Below are 17,090 nucleotides of genomic sequence, written 5' to 3' on the forward strand. Positions count from 1 at the left end.
AGTTAAGCTCTTTAGCGCCGATGGTAGTTGGGGGCTTCCCCCTGTGAGAGTAGGACGTCGCTAGGCACCTAGAAAAGTCGAGGATTTATTCCTCGACTTTTCTATTTGCATTTTTCCAGCTGGGTAACCCAAATAATAAAATGGTTATGGGTTCTGCCATTTATCTAGCCGAAGGTTAAGAAATAAGGAAACTCCTCGGAAAAGTAATGGGCGATGGAGCAAAATATCGAGCACCAGCTGACGAAGATGCAGGACCTAAAGGTTAGTTTGTTTAGAATAAAGTTTGATTAAAAGTAATTCTAAAAATCATTTTTTATAAATGACGGATTGTAATATTAAGTGCAACACCTAGATGTCAACATAAAGGAAGCCCATAACAACCTCGTGTAGAATGTAGTTACCACACCAACATTCAAACGGAGGAATTGTTATGAGCTATACTCATCTTACCATATCAGAACGTGTAAAAATAGAAACATACCTGGAACTTGATTATTCGATTCGTAAAATAGCGAAACTCTTAAATCGTCAACCTTCTACGATTTCCAAAGAAATAAAACGCCACGCCGGTAGTACGGCTGACGAAGCACAAGTACGTTACCAACAAAATAAATCCAACTGTGGTGCCAAGTTAAAATATACGCCAGAAGTAAAAGAAGCTGTTCAAGAAAAGTTGCGGGATACTTGGTCGCCTGAACAAATTGTCGGCCGTTTATATCAAGGACAGCTGAGTTTTAAAACCATCTATCGCTGGATTTACGATGGTCTTTTAGAAGTGCCTATAACCGTTCTCCGTCAAAAAGGAAAGCGCCAAAAACCACGCGAAACAAGAGGAAGATTTAACATTGGTACACCAATTTCTAAACGCCCAAAAGAAGTACGTAAACGTGAAACCTTTGGACATTGTGAGTTAGATACAGTTGTATCTAGACGTGGGAAAGCAAAAGGTTGTGTAGCAACATTTATTGAGCAAATGACACGGTGGTATGTTGGCTTTTTGATACCGGATCGCTCAGCTCAATCAATGGAAAGAGCAGTACGTCTACTTCATACTAAATTACCCAAAGGCGCTATAAAAACAGCCACAACAAGACCGAGGTAAAGAATTTAGCTGCTATAAAGTGTTAGAAAATGACTTGAAAATTGATGTTTATTTTGCGGATGCTATTCTTCTTGGCAGCGCGGAAGTAATGAAAATGGGAATGGATTACTTCACGAGTTCTTCCCTAAGCAAACAAATTTTGAAGAAGTATCACCAGAAGAACTAACAGAATCATTAAACTATATCAACAACCGACCAAGAAAATGTCTTGGTTGGAAAACTGCAAACGAGGCTTTTAATGAGCAATTGTTGCACTTAATTTGACAAATCATCAAATGAAAAGAAAGCACATTGAACAAAGTTTGATTAAAATGCTTTCTTTTCCGTCTCAAGCTGTAGAAACAACTTTGATAGCACAATTTGAAAAATAGCGACTTCTACAGCTCATGATTGTAGGAATTTTTATTATATTACTTGTATTATTTTTTTAGATTTGATAATTCATAGTTAATAACTTCCTTTATCTTATCGTTCCCAATTGCTCCATTCTGGAATGTATTAGAATCGCTCCAGTAAAGCTGCCTAAATGAAACACCATTATTAAGTTCAATCCCCAAAAATATACGTGTATCTTCTAGCTTACCTACATCAATTAATGATTGTACATCTTCTAATTTTAATTCATAAAATGCGGCTAGGAACGTATCCTTAGAAGACTGTGAGAATGTGTGTATTCTCTTGCCATCTTCAGTGCTTTCAAAATAGATATTCTTCACCAAATGATCCATAGGGTAAAGTTCTCCTACTGTTTTTGCCTTTTTATTTGTGTTGGCTACATAAACATCATTATTTGCAGCAATAATCAAGGAAGATGGATATCCTTTTATTTCAGAAATGATTGTTCCTTCTTTTAAATATGTCGCATCACCATTTTGCATCTTGTGATTACTGCATGCACTGTCAGCCATTTTATATGTCACTTTACCAAGTTCTTTACCTTTTTCAATCGTTATAGGAAGATTTTCATTCACTGGCTCTGGAAAATGATGCTCATACTGTATATCGTTAATCATCAACACATCCACCCATTCAATTTCCCCATCAGGACACCCTTTAAGAAAAGTGAAGTTACTGCAAGAAGATATCAACAAAGCAAATACAGAAATAAATATCATCTTTTTAAGAACTTTCAATATAACACCTCCTAGTTATTAGACACTTATTACAAATTTAAGTTACAAGAAATATTCGAATGTTCGGCTTAATTCATAAAAATGGTAATCGACATACTTGCAACGTTTTAAATTAATATCCGCTGAATACATAAAAAAATAAGAATAGAAGGCTTTCTGCTAGATTGTACTACGCAAGAGTGTAGTCGTTTGATACAATAAAATCATAGTATTCAAGATAGAAACGGCGGGTGTTCGTATGGTTAGTGATATTTTAATAGAAATTGTAACAGCGATTGGCCGCTTTTTAATCAACCCATTAATGTATATCGCAATGTTATTTGCGGTTTTATTAGGTTATAGTCGTGTAAAACAGGAGCGGAAGTTTTTTAATAGACGTATTATTTGGGGTTGGACAGAGCTAATTGGTCAATGGAAATTTGGGTGGCTAAATGCCCTCCTCATTTCACTCATAAGTGTTGGTTTAGGTTTAACAGTGCCTAAAGCTTTTTTAATGAATTTAATCGCTATTTCTGCGTTGGCACTATTACTGTTCTTCATTAATGCACTTTCACCTATCTATACAATGGGGCTTGCGACATTAGCAATGTGGTTGATGTACCATTACAATTGGACATTTTCTTGGTGGAAAATCTCTTTAGAAGGTGTAAATTTATTAGATGGTTCCATTATAACGATTACGGTTTTAGCAGGTCTAAGTGTGATTGCTGAGGGGATATTAATTCGTCGAACAGCAATGAAGGTAACGACACCGAGAGTTGAAAAGACGAAGCGAGGTATGCAGGCAATTGTCTATCGTTCAAGAAATGTATGGATATTGCCAATTTTCTTTGTAATACCTGGTGATATTATTCCTGTAGATTTCCCATATTGGCCACAATTTACATTAGGGGAGAGTACTTTTGCACTTGTACTATTTCCACTCGTCATAGGCTTTTCAAAGCTTACTCGAAAAGAATTGCCGACTTTGCAATTGCCTAAAATTGGCCGAGCGGTGCTAATACTAGGGCAGTTAATTTTAGTAGGTGGACTTGTTGCTGCGTTGGAGCCGTTAATTGGCTTTATCACGTTGGTAATTGGTGCAGTGATTCGTATCATTATCACAATCTTCTATGCGCTGCAAGATAAAACAGACATTTATGCGGTTGCACCAAATTCAAAGGGCGCTATTATTGCGGCTGTCTTACCTGATTCACCTGCTGAAAAAATGGGCTTACTGGCAGGAGAATGTATTCGTAAAGTAAACGGTCAGACCATTTTTACTGAAAATGATTTATACGAGGCTTTGCAATTAAATGCTGCACATTGCCGTCTAGAAGTAATAGATCGTAACAATGAAATACGCTTAACACAGCATGTTATATATAGCAATGATCATTATCGCATTGGATTATTACTAGCTGAGCAGAGGGATATATGATGGATGTTTTTGGGAAAATGATGCTAGCGTTATTTTTACCAGCATTACTCGTATTATTGTTTACTAGAATTACGTATAATCGGTATGTTGCCTTAATATTGGCAATTGCGCTTATTGCGGCGTCTGTCTATGCAGGATATACTTCGCCGCCTCTTATCTTCGTAATCGATGCATTTTCGTTAACAGTAGGCTTTTGGCTAGCAAGTAAAATGAAAAAAAACAAAAATTAATATAAAAGGTCAGTCCAAAGTGATAGCTTTCTCACTTTTAAGACTGACCTTTTTACATGAAGAATCTTACGGCTGCCATAATGATAACCCCCGCTACAACTGTAATAGATAAGCTTTTGGTAATAATTGCAATTATAAGGGTTGGCACAAAGGTAATCAATACGGGCCAATTTAATGTAACAATTTTTCCGCTTTCTGTATCCAATAAGTTTTCGATGACAAGAGCACTCAAAATACAAACTGGGATAAAGCTTAGCCATTTTAATACAACCTCAGGTAGTTTTACATTTCGAACGAAAATAAAAGGAATAATACGTGGTAGCCAAGTGACAAGTGCACAGCCAATGATGAGCCATACCATAGTAGTAGTTGTCGTCATTTATCTGTCACCACCCCTATAGTTGCTACAATAACTGTTGAAAGAAGAACAGCCACATGGGAGGGCACAATATAAGAAAGACCATACATAATGACAACCATATAGCCTATTAACATAAGATAATGCATTATTTTACTTTTACCTACACTGTTAAGTTGGAGAACAAGAAGTGCCACAAACATAGCAACCAATGCGAAATCTAGACCCCACTTTTCAGGAGTTGCTACCCACTGTCCTAAATATGCGCCAGCTACACAAGAAAGAATCCAAAATGAGTAAGCAGTTATGTTCAGCCCATCCATCCATTTGCCATGTAATTTCCCGCTTTGCATTTGCTTTGTAATAGCAACGCCAAATGTTTCGTCCGTCAATAATGTGCCGAAACCAACATTTCTTAGCATGGAATAGCGTGTAAAGTGCGGAGCTAATGTTAAACTCATTAATAAATGGCGTAGATTTACAACAAAAATGGTTACAATAATAGCAGAAGCAGGGCTATTTGTTAAAAGAAGTGCACAAAAGATAAATTGTGCGGAGCCTGCATAGATGAGTATAGTTAATAGTGCAATTTCGAATACAGATAACCCAGAAGCGGAACCTACAACACCGAAAGCGAGTCCTATGCTTATATAACCGAGTAAAGTGGGAACACAATCTTTAACGCCTTGTAAAAAGCTATCGTCTGGCATGTTTGCTGTTTCATTCTGAAAATCGGTTGTACTTGTCATAAATAAATCGTCCTTTCTTAAAAATTTCCATGTATACTAATAATGGAATAGTCTGATAGTTAGTTGTGTTTATTAAAGTATACATATGTCTGATAAAATAAACAATAGAAATTGGTGAAAAAAAATGGAGCAAATGAGTCGAAATTTGGCATTTCAATTAAAGAAGATCCGGCAACAACGTCATTTAAGCTTAGATGATGTTGCCAAAGCTACAGGGGTAAGTAAAGCTCAACTGGCCCAAATTGAAAAAGGGGAGGCAAATCCTACAGTATCAACGATTTGGAAAATTGCTGCGGGAATGCGTACTTCATTTTCCTCATTATTACAAGCACCAACAGCACACTTCATGAAATATAGTAGTAAGGATGCGCCACGTGTAGATGAAGATGAGGGGCGATATCGTGTGTATTCCATTATTCCTTATAATCCAGATCGTGGCTGGGAACTTTATAGGATTGAAATGGAGCCCGGTGCTTTCAGTAGAAGTGAAGCCCACACAGAAGGGGTAGAGGAAACTGTGACTGTAATCCAAGGGCAGGCCAATATTTCTGCTGGGGAGATGCATGAATTACTAGAAGAAGGGGATACACTAGTATTCTCAGGACATCAACCACATGAGTATAAAAATACTTCGGAAAAGTTAACGATTTTACATTTGATTTTGCAATATAAATAGAGGTGTCGATTTTGAGTGAATGGTTTACTGTAGATAATATTGAGCAGATTGCGGCACAATATCGAACGCTTGGCCCGGTCATTGGTTTATTTTTAACGTTTATAGAGGCGTTTTTTCCATTTTTACCTTTGGTCGTGTTCGTTGTCGCAAATGCGAGCGCATTTGGTTTATGGTTAGGTTTTTTATTATCCTGGATAGGATCCGTAGCGGGCTCATATGCGGTATTTTTGCTTGTCCGACATTTTGGCAAGCATCCAAAGCTTCGATTTGTAACAGGCAGTAAAAAAGTAGAGAAGCTAATTAAATGGGTAGATATGAATGGTATTAGTCCTCTGTTCGTGTTACTTTGTTTTCCTTTTACCCCCTCAATCATTGTAAACATTGTAGCGGGTCTATCTCATATTCATAAAAAGTTTTATTTTGTGGTGTTATTGGCTGGGAAGTTCGTTATGATTTTAGGAATGAGCGTACTTGGTTACGATTTAAAGTCTCTCCTAACGAGCCCTGTTAGACTGATTATTGCAGCTGTTGCGATTGTCTTGCTTTGGTGGGTTGGCAAGTTTATGGAGAAACGATTAAATGCCCGGGTAGAAAGAGACTTAAAACATGCGAGAAAATTGACGAAAAATCATCAACGTTGAAAGTTGAATATGCACATCTTACCCCTTATATCATGTAAAATGAGAGAAGGGGTTTTTTATCTTCATTCATAAAGGTAAGGCGATGTTCGAGAAACGTGGAGCAGCGTTTAGATAAAATAGTAAAATGCAAAGTTAGAGAAGCAAAAAGCTCGGGGGAACCATCAAAGTAATCGGGTCCATGCAAAAACTGCTCAAGTAGACCAGCAAAGCCCGTGTATTTACGACTAACATTTCTCCCATCTCTATAGGTGTTGTAATGAATTCGGGTTTAAGTTACTTTTTAGCGGGTGTACAAACATCTACTGAAAGAAGTTAAAGCCTCGGCGGATGTCACGGAAATCGGACAGGCGTTAATAAAGGATGTTAGCCTAAAATCATCGCATCCTTGCGATAACGGCTAACTGACCTGCTGCATCCTGCAGGCCTAAGCACAAAGCCGATTCCGGACGCAATTATGCCGAGGCATAATTGATATAGATATATTAACAGGAGGAGAAAAGTACATGACATTGCGTATTGTATCAGGACGTTCAGGAACGGGTAAATCAACGTTTATTCATCAAGAGATTGTCGAGCAACTAAAAACAGATCCGTTAGGTCATCCAATTTTTGTGATTGTACCTGACCAAATGTCTTATTCAACGGAGTATGAGCTTACGAATAAGCATGACTTGAAAGGCTTAATCCGTGCGCAGGTCATGACATTTAAACGATTAGCATGGCTAGTATTACAGGAAACGGGTGGTATTGCTCGAAAAGAAGTAAATGGCTATGGCTATCGAATGCTTATTCGCAAACTTTTAGAGGAACAAAAAAGTGAGTTTTCATTATTTCGACAAGCAGCTGGGAAACGAGGCTTTACTGAGGAAATTGAATCGCTATTACGAGAGTTTAGTCGTTATAGTGTAAATAGTTCGGTGCTAGCTGAAGTGACAGCATCTTTGCAAGCCATTGATGCGCCAAATACATTGCAAGCGAAGACGAATGATTTACAAGTAGTTTTGCAAGCTTTGGAGGAACGACTTGGCACGACATATGTCGATAGTGAGGGGTATTATCCGATTTTAACCGAGCAACTAAAATGCTCCGAGACGATGAAGCAGGCGTCAATTTATATAGATGGTTTTACAGCATTTACGGTAAGAGAATTAGAGCTTGTAAAAGAGTTATTAAAGGTGACAAAACAGGTAACGGTAGTTCTTCCCTTTGACCATATCGATGAAGTTTATGATGAGCAATCTTTATTCCATGAAGCCGCTTCTACGAACCAACGTTTACACGATATTGCAGATGAAGAAGGCATTGAAGTTGAAGCACCATTGCACTTCTATAATACGTATCGTTTCCAGTCTATTGATTTACAACATATGGAAGCTCTCTTTGCTGATATGGTGCCTCAAACGAAAGAAACTTCAGGTGATGTAATGGTGCTTGAAGCATCTAATCGACGTGCGGAGATACATGCCATTGCCCGGGAAATAACAAAGCTGACGAGAGAGAAAGGGTATCGTTATCAAGATATAGTACTTCTTTATAGACAAGCAGAAGTCTATGACCCGCTCATTACAACAATTTTCCAACAATATGAAATTCCTATTTTTACAAATTCGAAAAAGACGATGTTACATCACCCTTTAATTGAACTTAGTCGATCTGCTTTAGAGGTTATTACTTCTAATTGGAAATATGAACCAGTTTTTCGTAGTGTAAAAACAGATTTATTTTTCCCATTACATGCTGAGTTAAATGTTTGGCGTGAGCGAGCGGATCGTTTAGAAAACTACTGTTTAGCACAGGGCGTTTTTGGAGAGCGCTGGTTTGAAGAAGCTCGATGGTTTTTCAAAAAGTATCGTGGACTAGAATTCCATTCGCGAGTGCAGACGGATGAAGAACGTGCAATGCAGGCAGAAATCGAGGCTATTCGCAACGAAATTCGTCAGCCGCTTAAATCATTACAGGACAAGCTGGAAGTGGCGACAACAGGTAGAGATGTAGCGACAGCTTTATTTGAGTTGATTGAGCATTTAAATGTTTATGAAAAGCTTCAAGCAATGAAAGACCGTGAACTTGATCGAGGCGATGCATTAGCTGCAAGTGAGCATGATCAAGCGTGGAAAGAATGGATTGCAGTGCTCGATCAGTTTGTGTATATGTTTGGTGAGCAGGAGATGTCCGTAGAGGAAGCGGCGAAAATCTTAGACGAGGGCTTTGATACATTAGAATTTTCGCGTATCCCGCCTACATTAGATGAAGTTATGGTAGCGACAGTTGATTTAGCTCGTTTATCGAATATAAAAGTCGCTTTTGTCTTAGGAATGAATGATGGAGTCTATCCAACTCGTATGGATTATGAGGGATTGCTGTCAGATAACGAACGTGAATGGTTTAGTCAAATTGGCTATGAACTGGCGCCAACATCTAAAAATCGTTTGCTGCAGGAAAATTTCTTGCTATATCGAGCTTTAACGACACCCTCCGATAAATTATATATGTCCTATCCAACGGCAGATGAAGAGGGCAAGGCGCTACTGTCTTCACTCTATATAAAGAAAATTATCGGCAATGATAAAACGGCAGGCCTTTTGAGCGGTGTCGAGGTCGAGCGAGTTGTAATCGATCCAATTGAACTATTGGATGAAAGTGCATTACCGTATTTACGCCATCCACGTACAGCTTTAGCACATTTAATGGTGCAAAAACGTCAAGCTGAACATAGTCGAGAACTAGCGCCAGAGTGGCTTGCTTTACAAAAATTTTATAAACAAGACCCTTATTGGGCACTTATTTATGATCGAGTTTTACATCCAATCACTCATAAAAATGAAGCAGAACCATTAGAAAACTACATCACTCAGGAATTATATGGTCAAAAGCTAACATCTAGCGTGTCTCGTATTGAGAAATATTTCCGTTGCCCATTCTCTCATTTTACAACGTATGGACTTCATCTAGAAGAGCGGGCAGAGTACAGACTAGAAACATTTGCAATGGGTGATTTATTCCATGAGGCATTGAAATGGATTACTGAAGAGACACACCGTCTGCAACTATCATGGATACGTTTAACAAAGCAGCAAATTAAACAATTAGCACGCCAAGCTGTAGAGCAAATTGTGCCGGTATTTTCACATCAAATCTTACTGTCAAGCGCACGTTATCGCTACATTCAACGCAAACTTATTCGTATTGTCGAGCGAACAATGACGGCACTTACGCAGCATGCGAATGTATCTCACTTTAAGCCAATTGCCATTGAGGCATCATTTGGACCGGGGCAAAATGAACAGCTTCCTCCACTTGAAATAGATTTAACAGGTGGTAAGAAAATGTTTATGCGAGGTCGTATTGATAGAGTGGATAGTGCGTCTATTGATGACCGCTCTTATTTACGGATCGTCGATTATAAATCATCCGCTCGTGATTTAGATTTGAATGAGGTTTACCACGGTTTGTCTCTACAGGTACTAACGTATTTAGATGTGGCGATGGAAAACGCTTCTTATTGGCTGTCAGGTGAGGCGGAGCCAGCTGGGGTTCTTTATGTACATGTCCACAATCCAATGCTAAAGCTTGATAAGGATTTAAGTGATAGTGAAATTGAAGTAGACCGTTTAAAACAATACAAAATGAAAGGACTTTTGTCAGAAAATGCGGAGGCCATTTTATCGATGGATGAGCAATTAGAGGAATCGAGTGGGCATTCAAAAATTATTCCTGTCTATATGAAGAAAGATGGGACACCGTCAGAATCTCAGTCGCGTATTGTACCTGTTAATGATATGAAAAATCTACAGCATTTTGTACGGCGCAAGCATCAAGAGGCTGGTGATGGAATTTTAGCAGGGGATACGTCCATTAGTCCTTATAAACTTAAAACAAAAACAGCATGTGACTACTGTCAATTTACAGCTGTTTGTCAATTCGACCCATCTGATGGCAAGCAAAGCTATCGTCAGTTACAGCAAGCAAAACCGAATGATATCGTTGAGAAAATTCGGAAGGAGATGAAGTAAGTTGGTACAAAAAATACCCGAAAAGCCAGCGGAAGTAACGTGGACTGACGACCAATGGAAGGCCATATATGCAAGCGGTCAGGATACACTTGTATCGGCTGCGGCAGGCTCTGGTAAAACGGCAGTACTTATTAATCGCATGATTGAAAAGGTAGTTGCGATAGAGGATCCCATTAATGTGGATGAGTTACTTGTCGTTACATTTACAAATGCATCTGCTGCTGAGATGCGTCACCGTATGGCGGAGGCGCTTGAAAAGGCTATTGCAGAAAATCCAACTTCCAACCATTTACGACGCCAGCTAAGCCTTGTCAATAAAGCACAAATTTCAACGCTGCATTCCTTCTGTTTAGCAATCGTTAAACAGTATGCCTATATGTTAGATATTGACCCAGGCTTTCGTATAGCGAATGAGGCGGAGGTTGCGTTGCTAAGGGACGATATATTGGCAGAAGTATTAGAAGATGCTTACGATTCTGAGGATGAGGCACAGGTTCAAGCAATCTACCGTCTCGTTGATAGCTTTACGTCGGATCGTGATGATCAAGCTATTGAAACATTAATAAGCAAGCTATATGATACGTCTCGTGTACATGCAGAGCCTCTAAAATGGCTTCGTAGTCTACCAGAGACATATGACTTAGCTGCGGACGTGACCATTGATGATTTAGAGCTGTCGAAATATGTAAAGTTAACAGTCAAGCATAGTCTTGAGGAGGCATTCGTTTTAATTTCTGAAATGCGTGCCATTACGCTACAGCCCGAGGGACCTGCTCCATATGCTGAAACCGCAGAAATGGATTTTGCCATGATTCAGGAAGGTATTCGTATTAGTCGTGAAGGAACATGGCAGGAACTCTTTGATTATTTTGGTACGGTGAAATGGTCAACGTTAAAGCGTGTATCAAAGGATACTTTAGTAGATGTGGAGCTACAAGAGCTTGCCAAGAAAAAACGTGAGTCAGCTAAAAAAATTGTCAATAAGCTGAAAGAGACTTATTTTGTTCGTACTCCTGCACGCTTGCTTGAAGAAATACGATTAATGGGTCCGACGATCGGAACATTAGTCCAATTAACAAATATTTTTAGTGAACAGTTCCGCATGGCAAAATTAGAACGAGGAATTATTGATTTCTCGGATTTAGAGCATTTCGCATTGCAAATTTTAACTGTAGAAGTTGAAGGTAACTTACAGTCTTCACCTGTTGCACTAGATTTGAAACAACGGTTTAAAGAAGTACTTGTTGATGAATATCAAGATACAAATATGCTTCAAGAAACAATATTGCAGCTTGTGAAAACAGGTAGTGAGCAAGATGGAAATCTATTCATGGTTGGGGACGTGAAGCAAAGTATTTACCGTTTCCGTTTAGCAGAACCGAAGCTTTTTATGCGAAAATATAGTGAGTTTCTAGAGGCCCCAGATTTAACGGGAATGCGTATAGATTTAAACGCTAATTTTCGTAGTCGAAAAGAAGTGTTGAACGCTACAAACTATGTATTTGCACAAATTATGGGTGAGCGTGTAGGGGAAATTCTTTATGATGAAAATGCTTCATTAAAGCCAGCAGCGCCGTATGATGATAAAGAAGTTCCGGTAGAGCTAGTCATCATGCATCCTCCTGAAGAAGAGGCATTGGACGAAGAGACGGAAGACATTGCAAGCGATGCCTCTGAACTAGAGGAATTAAAAAAATCACAGTATGAGGCACGTTTTATCATTGAGCGTATTCGGCAGATGATGGAGGATGGGACAACCGTATTCGATACAAAAACGAAGACAGAACGTCCATTAAAATATAGTGATATTGTGATTTTAATGCGTTCAATGACATGGTCAACTGATTTAGTTGAGGAATTTAAGCTTGCGGGAATCCCTCTCTATGCGGAGTCCTCTAAAGGATATTTTGATGCGCTTGAAGTCATGATTATGCTGAATGTACTAAAGGTTGTCGATAATCCATATCAGGATATCCCTTTAGCTTCAGTGCTCCGTGCACCATTTGTTGGCTTAACAGAAAATGAGCTAGCAAAAATACGGTTAGCAGATAAAAAAGCACCATTTTATGATGCATTAAGGCAATTTATTCGAAGTGATGGGCATGGTGTGCAATCAGATACTTTTGTGAAGCTTCAACGATTTATGCTAGCATTTGAAAACTGGCGAGATTTAGCACGACGTGGTTCACTGTCAGATTTAATTTGGAAAATTTATTTAGACACGCATTATTATGAGATGGTTGGTGCTATGCCAAATGGTAAGCAACGTCAGGCCAACCTACGCATTTTACATGACCGTGCTTTAATGTATGAGAAAACAGCCTTTCGAGGACTATTTCGCTTTTTACGTTTTATTGATCGTATGCGTACGCGTGGAGATGATTTAGGAACAGCTAAATCGATTGGAGAAAAGGACGATGTTGTACGTCTTGTAACGATCCACTCTTCAAAAGGTTTGGAATACCCTGTTGTCTTTGTTGCAGGGATGGGGAGACCGTTTAATAAAATGGATTTCCACAATCCATATTTATTCGATCAAGATTTTGGCCTTGCAGTGAAGGCAATTGATCCAGAAAATCGTATTACGTATACATCTCTACCATTTTTAGCGCTAAAGGAGAAAAAGGAGCTTGAAATGCGGGCTGAGGAAATGCGTGTATTATACGTAGCGATGACACGTGCGAAGGAGCGACTTATTTTAGTAGGCTCCGTAAAAAATTGGCGTAAAACGCTCGATAACTGGCAGGATGCTCAAAGTTTACCTGTGGATGCCCCATTACAAGAGTATTTACGCGCGAGAGCTAATAGCTACTTTGATTGGCTTGGGCCTGCAGTTGCGAGACATGCAGATTTTGCAAAAATTGCTTCTTCCTCCTATAAGGCATCTGAAGACGTATCGCATTGGTGGGTACGAGCTGTTGAAACAAGCCATTTTGCGTATGATATACAGGCGTTAGAGGATGAGGTACAGCCATTGCTAGAAACGCCAGAGGACGAAGCATTGCTGTCGGAAATTACGATGCGTTTTCAAGCACATTATGCATTTCAGAAATCAACACAAAAACGCTCAAAAACATCTGTAAGTGAAATAAAGCGTTTAGAAAATCTACAGCGACAGGAGGAGCCTGAATATTACTTTTCAGTACCTTCTAAGCAAAAAACGACGACTATTGCGCCCCGTCCAACCTTTTTACAGGACAAACAGTTGACAGGTGCAGAAATAGGAACAGCTGTCCATACAGTCATGCAACATGTACCTCAAAACGGCTTTACGGATGTACAGGAGGTTAAGGAGTTTGTCGCTAATTTAGTGGCAAGACAGCTTCTGACCGAGGCGGAGGGGAAGATTGTCCCATGGAAAAAAATATATAATTTCTTTACAACAGATATTGGACAACGCTTTAAAAAAGCAAAAACAATCCGAAGAGAACTGCCATTTACGATTAGTAGGGTAGATGAAGATGGCGACGCTCAAATTGTACAAGGGATTATTGATTGCTTATTTGAGGATGAGAATGGTGAATGGATTTTGCTTGATTATAAAACAGATCGTATTCAATCACATTTTGCTGAGGAGCCAGCGCTAACAAAGGAACTTTTAAACCGATATGGTGTTCAGCTGAGAGTTTATAGTGAGGCGATTGAATCTATCCTTCATATAAAAGTGAGTGATAAGGTTCTATATTTATTCGATATTGAACGGGCTTTACATGCATAAGTGAACACGGTGTAAACAGGGCTATCTGATATCGTTTCATATAAAGGAATGAATGTTAGAGAGCTCTGTTTTCGCCGTATACATAGAGGAGGCTATTTTGTGGAGTTTAAACCGACAATGTTGCAGGAGCGCGTCGCAACATTAGATATTTTGCGTGGTATTAGCTTACTAGGCATTTTACTCGTTAATATGTTTGCCTTTTATTTGCCGATGCCATATATTGATTTGGCATCATGGTTTACAACACCATCTGATACAGTGTGGCAGCAAAATTTAGATATTTATGTACAAAGTAGCTTTTATCCGCTGTTTGCCATGTTATTTGGCTATGGACTCGCTATGCAGTGGCAGAAAGCGCAAAGTCGTGAACAAAATTTTTATGCAATAGGACTGCGAAGACTTTCTGTATTATTTGTATTTGGTTTGCTACATGCTGTGCTCATTTGGTGGGGCGACATTTTGATGATGTATGCATTTTGCGGCATTTTTTTATTGCTTTTACTACGTCTTCACCCTATTTGGTTAATGTCAATAGGTATTGTGATTAACGGCGTTATGCAAGTTTTTATGTTATTTATTGTAGGATATATTAATTTTAATATGAAAATTGATGAGTATTTAGATATTACTTCGGTAGAGCAGGCGATAATTTCTTACGGAACGGGCAGTTGGATGGATGCATTTATGCAACGTTTAACCGATTTATCTGTTCAGGCGGGGATCGGCATGTGGTTTGTAGCGTTATTTACAATTTTACCATTTATGTTAATTGGTGCCGCGGCATCTAAATGGCGTTTAGTGGAACGAGCAAAGGAGCTAAAATGGCTTTGGCTGGCATTAGCAATAGCTGGATTAGCAGTTGGCATTTTTATTAAGAGCTTACCAGTCATGTTTACGCGTACTTATTTGCTAGACTACTTGAAAGTATACATAGGTGGTCCAATTTTAGCAGTTGGCTATACGGGGCTCATTGTTTTACTTTGTTTACTTCCAGTTATATCAAAGCTGCTTAGTCCTTTTGCAAAAATGGGGCGCATGTCATTAACGATGTACATACTTCAATCAATGATTGGAACATGTTTATTTTATCAATTTGGATTTGGCTTGTATGGAAAAGTGAGTGTCGCAACAGGTGTGTTAATTGCAGTCGGTATTATTATTGTCCAAATGATTGTGGCAGAAATTTGCCTAGCGAAATGGCAACAAGGCCCGTTAGAGGCTTTATGGCGCAAGTTAACGTATAAGATGAAAACTAAAGCAGGGTAATTGTTGAGGGCTTGACTCTCGTGCAAAAAAACGCACAATCTGCGGTGGAAATTAGCGTTCATTTTCAATGTGAGGGCAACATAAAGTTAATGAACACGTCTTGTTTAATAAGAATAATTAATTGCGATTTAGCTTATTATTAATTGTTTGGGATAGTAAATGTTAAACCGTATGTTATTTATCTTCATTATGAAGATAAAGCCTCTGGCGGATGTCATGAATTTTTAAAGGAATGAATTGTGCGGGCACAATTCAAAATTCAGAAGCAATTACGTCAAGGCGAAATTGATATAAGTGGATTGTAGTGGAGATTGGGCGACTCCTCGGGATTAGCAATAGAGGAACGAAGGCTAAAAGCATCACATCCTGTGATAATGCCTTCGTGACCAACATCGTGTTGGCCCGAGACCCTGCAGCGCAGCGGATGTTTTCTGTGCGAAAGCGTAGCGTCAGCAACAAATGTTTTCTGTAGCGAAAGCGAAGCGTCAGCTACAAATGTTTTTTCTGTGTGAAAGCGAAGCGGCAGCAACAAATGTTTTCTGTAGCGAAAGCGAAGCGTCAGCTACAAATGTTTTGACTGTGCGAAAGCGAAGCGGCAGCAACAAATGTTTTCTGTAGCGAAAGCGAAGCGTCAGCTACAAAGCGCCCAGTCGGAACGGAAATCAACCACACGTTATGGTGAAAAAACACAAATTATTCGGAATAAAAATAGTTATCGTAAAAGTAAGGCAATTTCTATAATTTTGTTGTATCATGTAGAAAAAAGAAGGAGCTCTGAAAATCATGAAAATTTTATCGTTTAAATTAGGTGGACATGTAAGTTTTGGACCAAAAGTAAAAAAAGAAGAAGCGGTATGGGATGTACTCGCTATTCAAAATGAACTTCAAGTTCTCCCTTCTTTTTCAAGTTCAATTGTAGATGGCATTGCTCTAGGCTTTGATTTTGTTGAACAGATTCGTAAATTAGTAGAAGCCGCTGAAAAATCAGACCGTGCAGAAAGTTTTAAACGTGAATTTACAGTGATCGAGTGGTTATCACCGATTCCGCGTACACCAAAAAACATTATGTGTATTGGGAAAAACTATGATGAACATGCTAAAGAAATGGGGACAGAGGCAGCTCCAATAGACTTAATGGTATTTACAAAATCTCCGACTGCTATTGCAGCTGATGGCCAAACAATTTCTATTCATGCTGATCTTTCATCGAAAATGGATTATGAAGGCGAATTAGCAGTTGTCATTGGTAAGCGTGGTAAAAATATTCCGAAAAACTTAGCATATGATTATGTATTTGGCTACACGATTGCCAATGATATAACAGCTCGTGATTTACAAGAAAAACATAAGCAATTTTTCTTAGGAAAAAGCTTGGAAGGAACTTGTCCACTTGGACCTTACCTTGTAACAAAAGATGAAATTCCAAATCCACAAGATTTAACAGTGGTAACAAAAGTGAACGATGAAGTGCGTCAAAACGGCTCAACAAAAGATATGATGTTCACTGTAGAATCATTAGTATCGATTTTATCTCAGCATGTAACATTAGAGCCAGGTGATGTTATTTTAACGGGTACTCCAGCGGGTGTTGGCAAAGGCATGAATCCGCCACAATTCTTAAAAGCTGGAGATACTGTGAAAGTGTCTATCCAGGGCATCGGTACTTTAGTAAATCATTTTGAATAATACTCCAAATCCGCGTGAGTTTACCTCCGCGGATTTTTATCCTTTTCGGCATTGTTTATCTGTAGCGACAGCAACCATGATGCCGAGGCATAATTGTT

Annotated in this window: 11 protein-coding genes and 1 pseudogene; 9 read left to right on the forward strand and 3 right to left on the reverse strand. The window is 38.9% G+C overall.

All coding sequences use genetic code 11. The features are described 5' to 3' along the window. The first annotated feature begins 430 nt into the window (after nt 1-430). Nucleotides 431-1,366, forward strand: a pseudogene (locus tag ACIPKN_RS24870) (IS30 family transposase). A 155-nt stretch (nt 1,367-1,521) separates the two neighbouring features. On the opposite strand, the gene ACIPKN_RS24875 reads toward ACIPKN_RS24870, so the two are convergent. Continuing rightward, complete coding sequence (locus ACIPKN_RS24875) at nt 1,522-2,235, reverse strand: hypothetical protein (protein WP_400941375.1); 714 nt, start codon at nt 2,233-2,235, stop codon at nt 1,522-1,524. A 238-nt stretch (nt 2,236-2,473) separates the two neighbouring features. Here ACIPKN_RS24875 and ACIPKN_RS24880 point away from each other — a divergent pair, with 238 nt between their 5' ends. Then, nucleotides 2,474-3,655, forward strand: coding sequence for a PDZ domain-containing protein (locus ACIPKN_RS24880; RefSeq protein ID WP_400941377.1), 1,182 nt, complete (start codon nt 2,474-2,476; stop codon nt 3,653-3,655). Then, complete coding sequence (locus tag ACIPKN_RS24885; protein ID WP_400941433.1) at nt 3,655-3,885, forward strand: DUF2198 family protein; 231 nt, start codon at nt 3,655-3,657, stop codon at nt 3,883-3,885. The genes ACIPKN_RS24880 and ACIPKN_RS24885 overlap by 1 nt, the downstream gene beginning before the upstream one ends. A gap of 52 nt (nt 3,886-3,937) precedes the next feature. Here ACIPKN_RS24885 and ACIPKN_RS24890 read toward each other — a convergent pair whose 3' ends face one another. Next, complete coding sequence (locus tag ACIPKN_RS24890) at nt 3,938-4,264, reverse strand: AzlD domain-containing protein (RefSeq protein WP_142510287.1); 327 nt, start codon at nt 4,262-4,264, stop codon at nt 3,938-3,940. Next, a complete protein-coding gene (locus tag ACIPKN_RS24895; protein ID WP_400941380.1) occupies nt 4,261-4,992 on the reverse strand; it encodes an AzlC family ABC transporter permease in 732 nt (243 codons plus the stop codon). The genes ACIPKN_RS24890 and ACIPKN_RS24895 overlap by 4 nt, the downstream gene beginning before the upstream one ends. A gap of 124 nt (nt 4,993-5,116) precedes the next feature. On the opposite strand from ACIPKN_RS24895, the gene ACIPKN_RS24900 reads away from it, so the two are divergent. From ACIPKN_RS24900 to ACIPKN_RS24925, 6 genes are all read left to right on the forward strand, one after another. Then, nucleotides 5,117-5,668: a helix-turn-helix domain-containing protein gene (locus ACIPKN_RS24900; RefSeq protein WP_323653037.1), complete on the forward strand. Its 552-nt coding sequence runs from the start codon at nt 5,117-5,119 to the stop codon at nt 5,666-5,668. 11 nt (nt 5,669-5,679) lie between these two features. Beyond that, nucleotides 5,680-6,309: a TVP38/TMEM64 family protein gene (locus tag ACIPKN_RS24905; RefSeq protein ID WP_142510284.1), complete on the forward strand. Its 630-nt coding sequence runs from the start codon at nt 5,680-5,682 to the stop codon at nt 6,307-6,309. A 503-nt stretch (nt 6,310-6,812) separates the two neighbouring features. Continuing rightward, complete coding sequence (addB, locus tag ACIPKN_RS24910; RefSeq protein WP_400941384.1) at nt 6,813-10,322, forward strand: helicase-exonuclease AddAB subunit AddB; 3,510 nt, start codon at nt 6,813-6,815, stop codon at nt 10,320-10,322. Nucleotide 10,323: 1 nt separating this feature from the next. Further along, on the forward strand, nt 10,324-14,040 hold the full coding sequence (gene addA / locus ACIPKN_RS24915) for a helicase-exonuclease AddAB subunit AddA (protein ID WP_400941386.1): 3,717 nt from the start codon (nt 10,324-10,326) through the stop codon (nt 14,038-14,040). Nucleotides 14,041-14,139: 99 nt separating this feature from the next. After that, the gene (locus ACIPKN_RS24920) at nt 14,140-15,306 is read left to right on the forward strand and encodes a DUF418 domain-containing protein (RefSeq protein ID WP_400941388.1); all 1,167 of its coding nucleotides are present in this window, start codon (nt 14,140-14,142) and stop codon (nt 15,304-15,306) included. Nucleotides 15,307-16,089: 783 nt separating this feature from the next. Then, nucleotides 16,090-16,992 carry a fumarylacetoacetate hydrolase family protein gene (locus ACIPKN_RS24925; RefSeq protein ID WP_400941390.1) on the forward strand — a complete coding sequence of 301 codons (903 nt, stop codon included), beginning with the start codon at nt 16,090-16,092 and terminating at the stop codon, nt 16,990-16,992. The last annotated feature ends 98 nt before the right edge of the window (nt 16,993-17,090 follow it).

Origin of the sequence: Lysinibacillus sp. NPDC086135 (genome assembly GCF_044746345.1) — a bacterium.
GTDB lineage: Bacteria > Bacillota > Bacilli > Bacillales_A > Planococcaceae > Lysinibacillus.

What these genes read in the sequence shown, in the direction of transcription:
- ACIPKN_RS24900 (WP_323653037.1), top strand. Translation starts at nt 5,117, where the DNA reads ATGGAGCAAATGAGTCGAAATTTGGCATTTCAATTAAAGAAGATCCGG.
- ACIPKN_RS24885 (WP_400941433.1), top strand. Translation starts at nt 3,655, where the DNA reads ATGGATGTTTTTGGGAAAATGATGCTAGCGTTATTTTTACCAGCATTA.
- addB (WP_400941384.1), top strand. Translation starts at nt 6,813, where the DNA reads ATGACATTGCGTATTGTATCAGGACGTTCAGGAACGGGTAAATCAACG.
- ACIPKN_RS24895 (WP_400941380.1), bottom strand. Translation starts at nt 4,992, where the DNA reads ATGACAAGTACAACCGATTTTCAGAATGAAACAGCAAACATGCCAGAC.
- ACIPKN_RS24880 (WP_400941377.1), top strand. Translation starts at nt 2,474, where the DNA reads ATGGTTAGTGATATTTTAATAGAAATTGTAACAGCGATTGGCCGCTTT.
- ACIPKN_RS24890 (WP_142510287.1), bottom strand. Translation starts at nt 4,264, where the DNA reads ATGACGACAACTACTACTATGGTATGGCTCATCATTGGCTGTGCACTT.
- ACIPKN_RS24925 (WP_400941390.1), top strand. Translation starts at nt 16,090, where the DNA reads ATGAAAATTTTATCGTTTAAATTAGGTGGACATGTAAGTTTTGGACCA.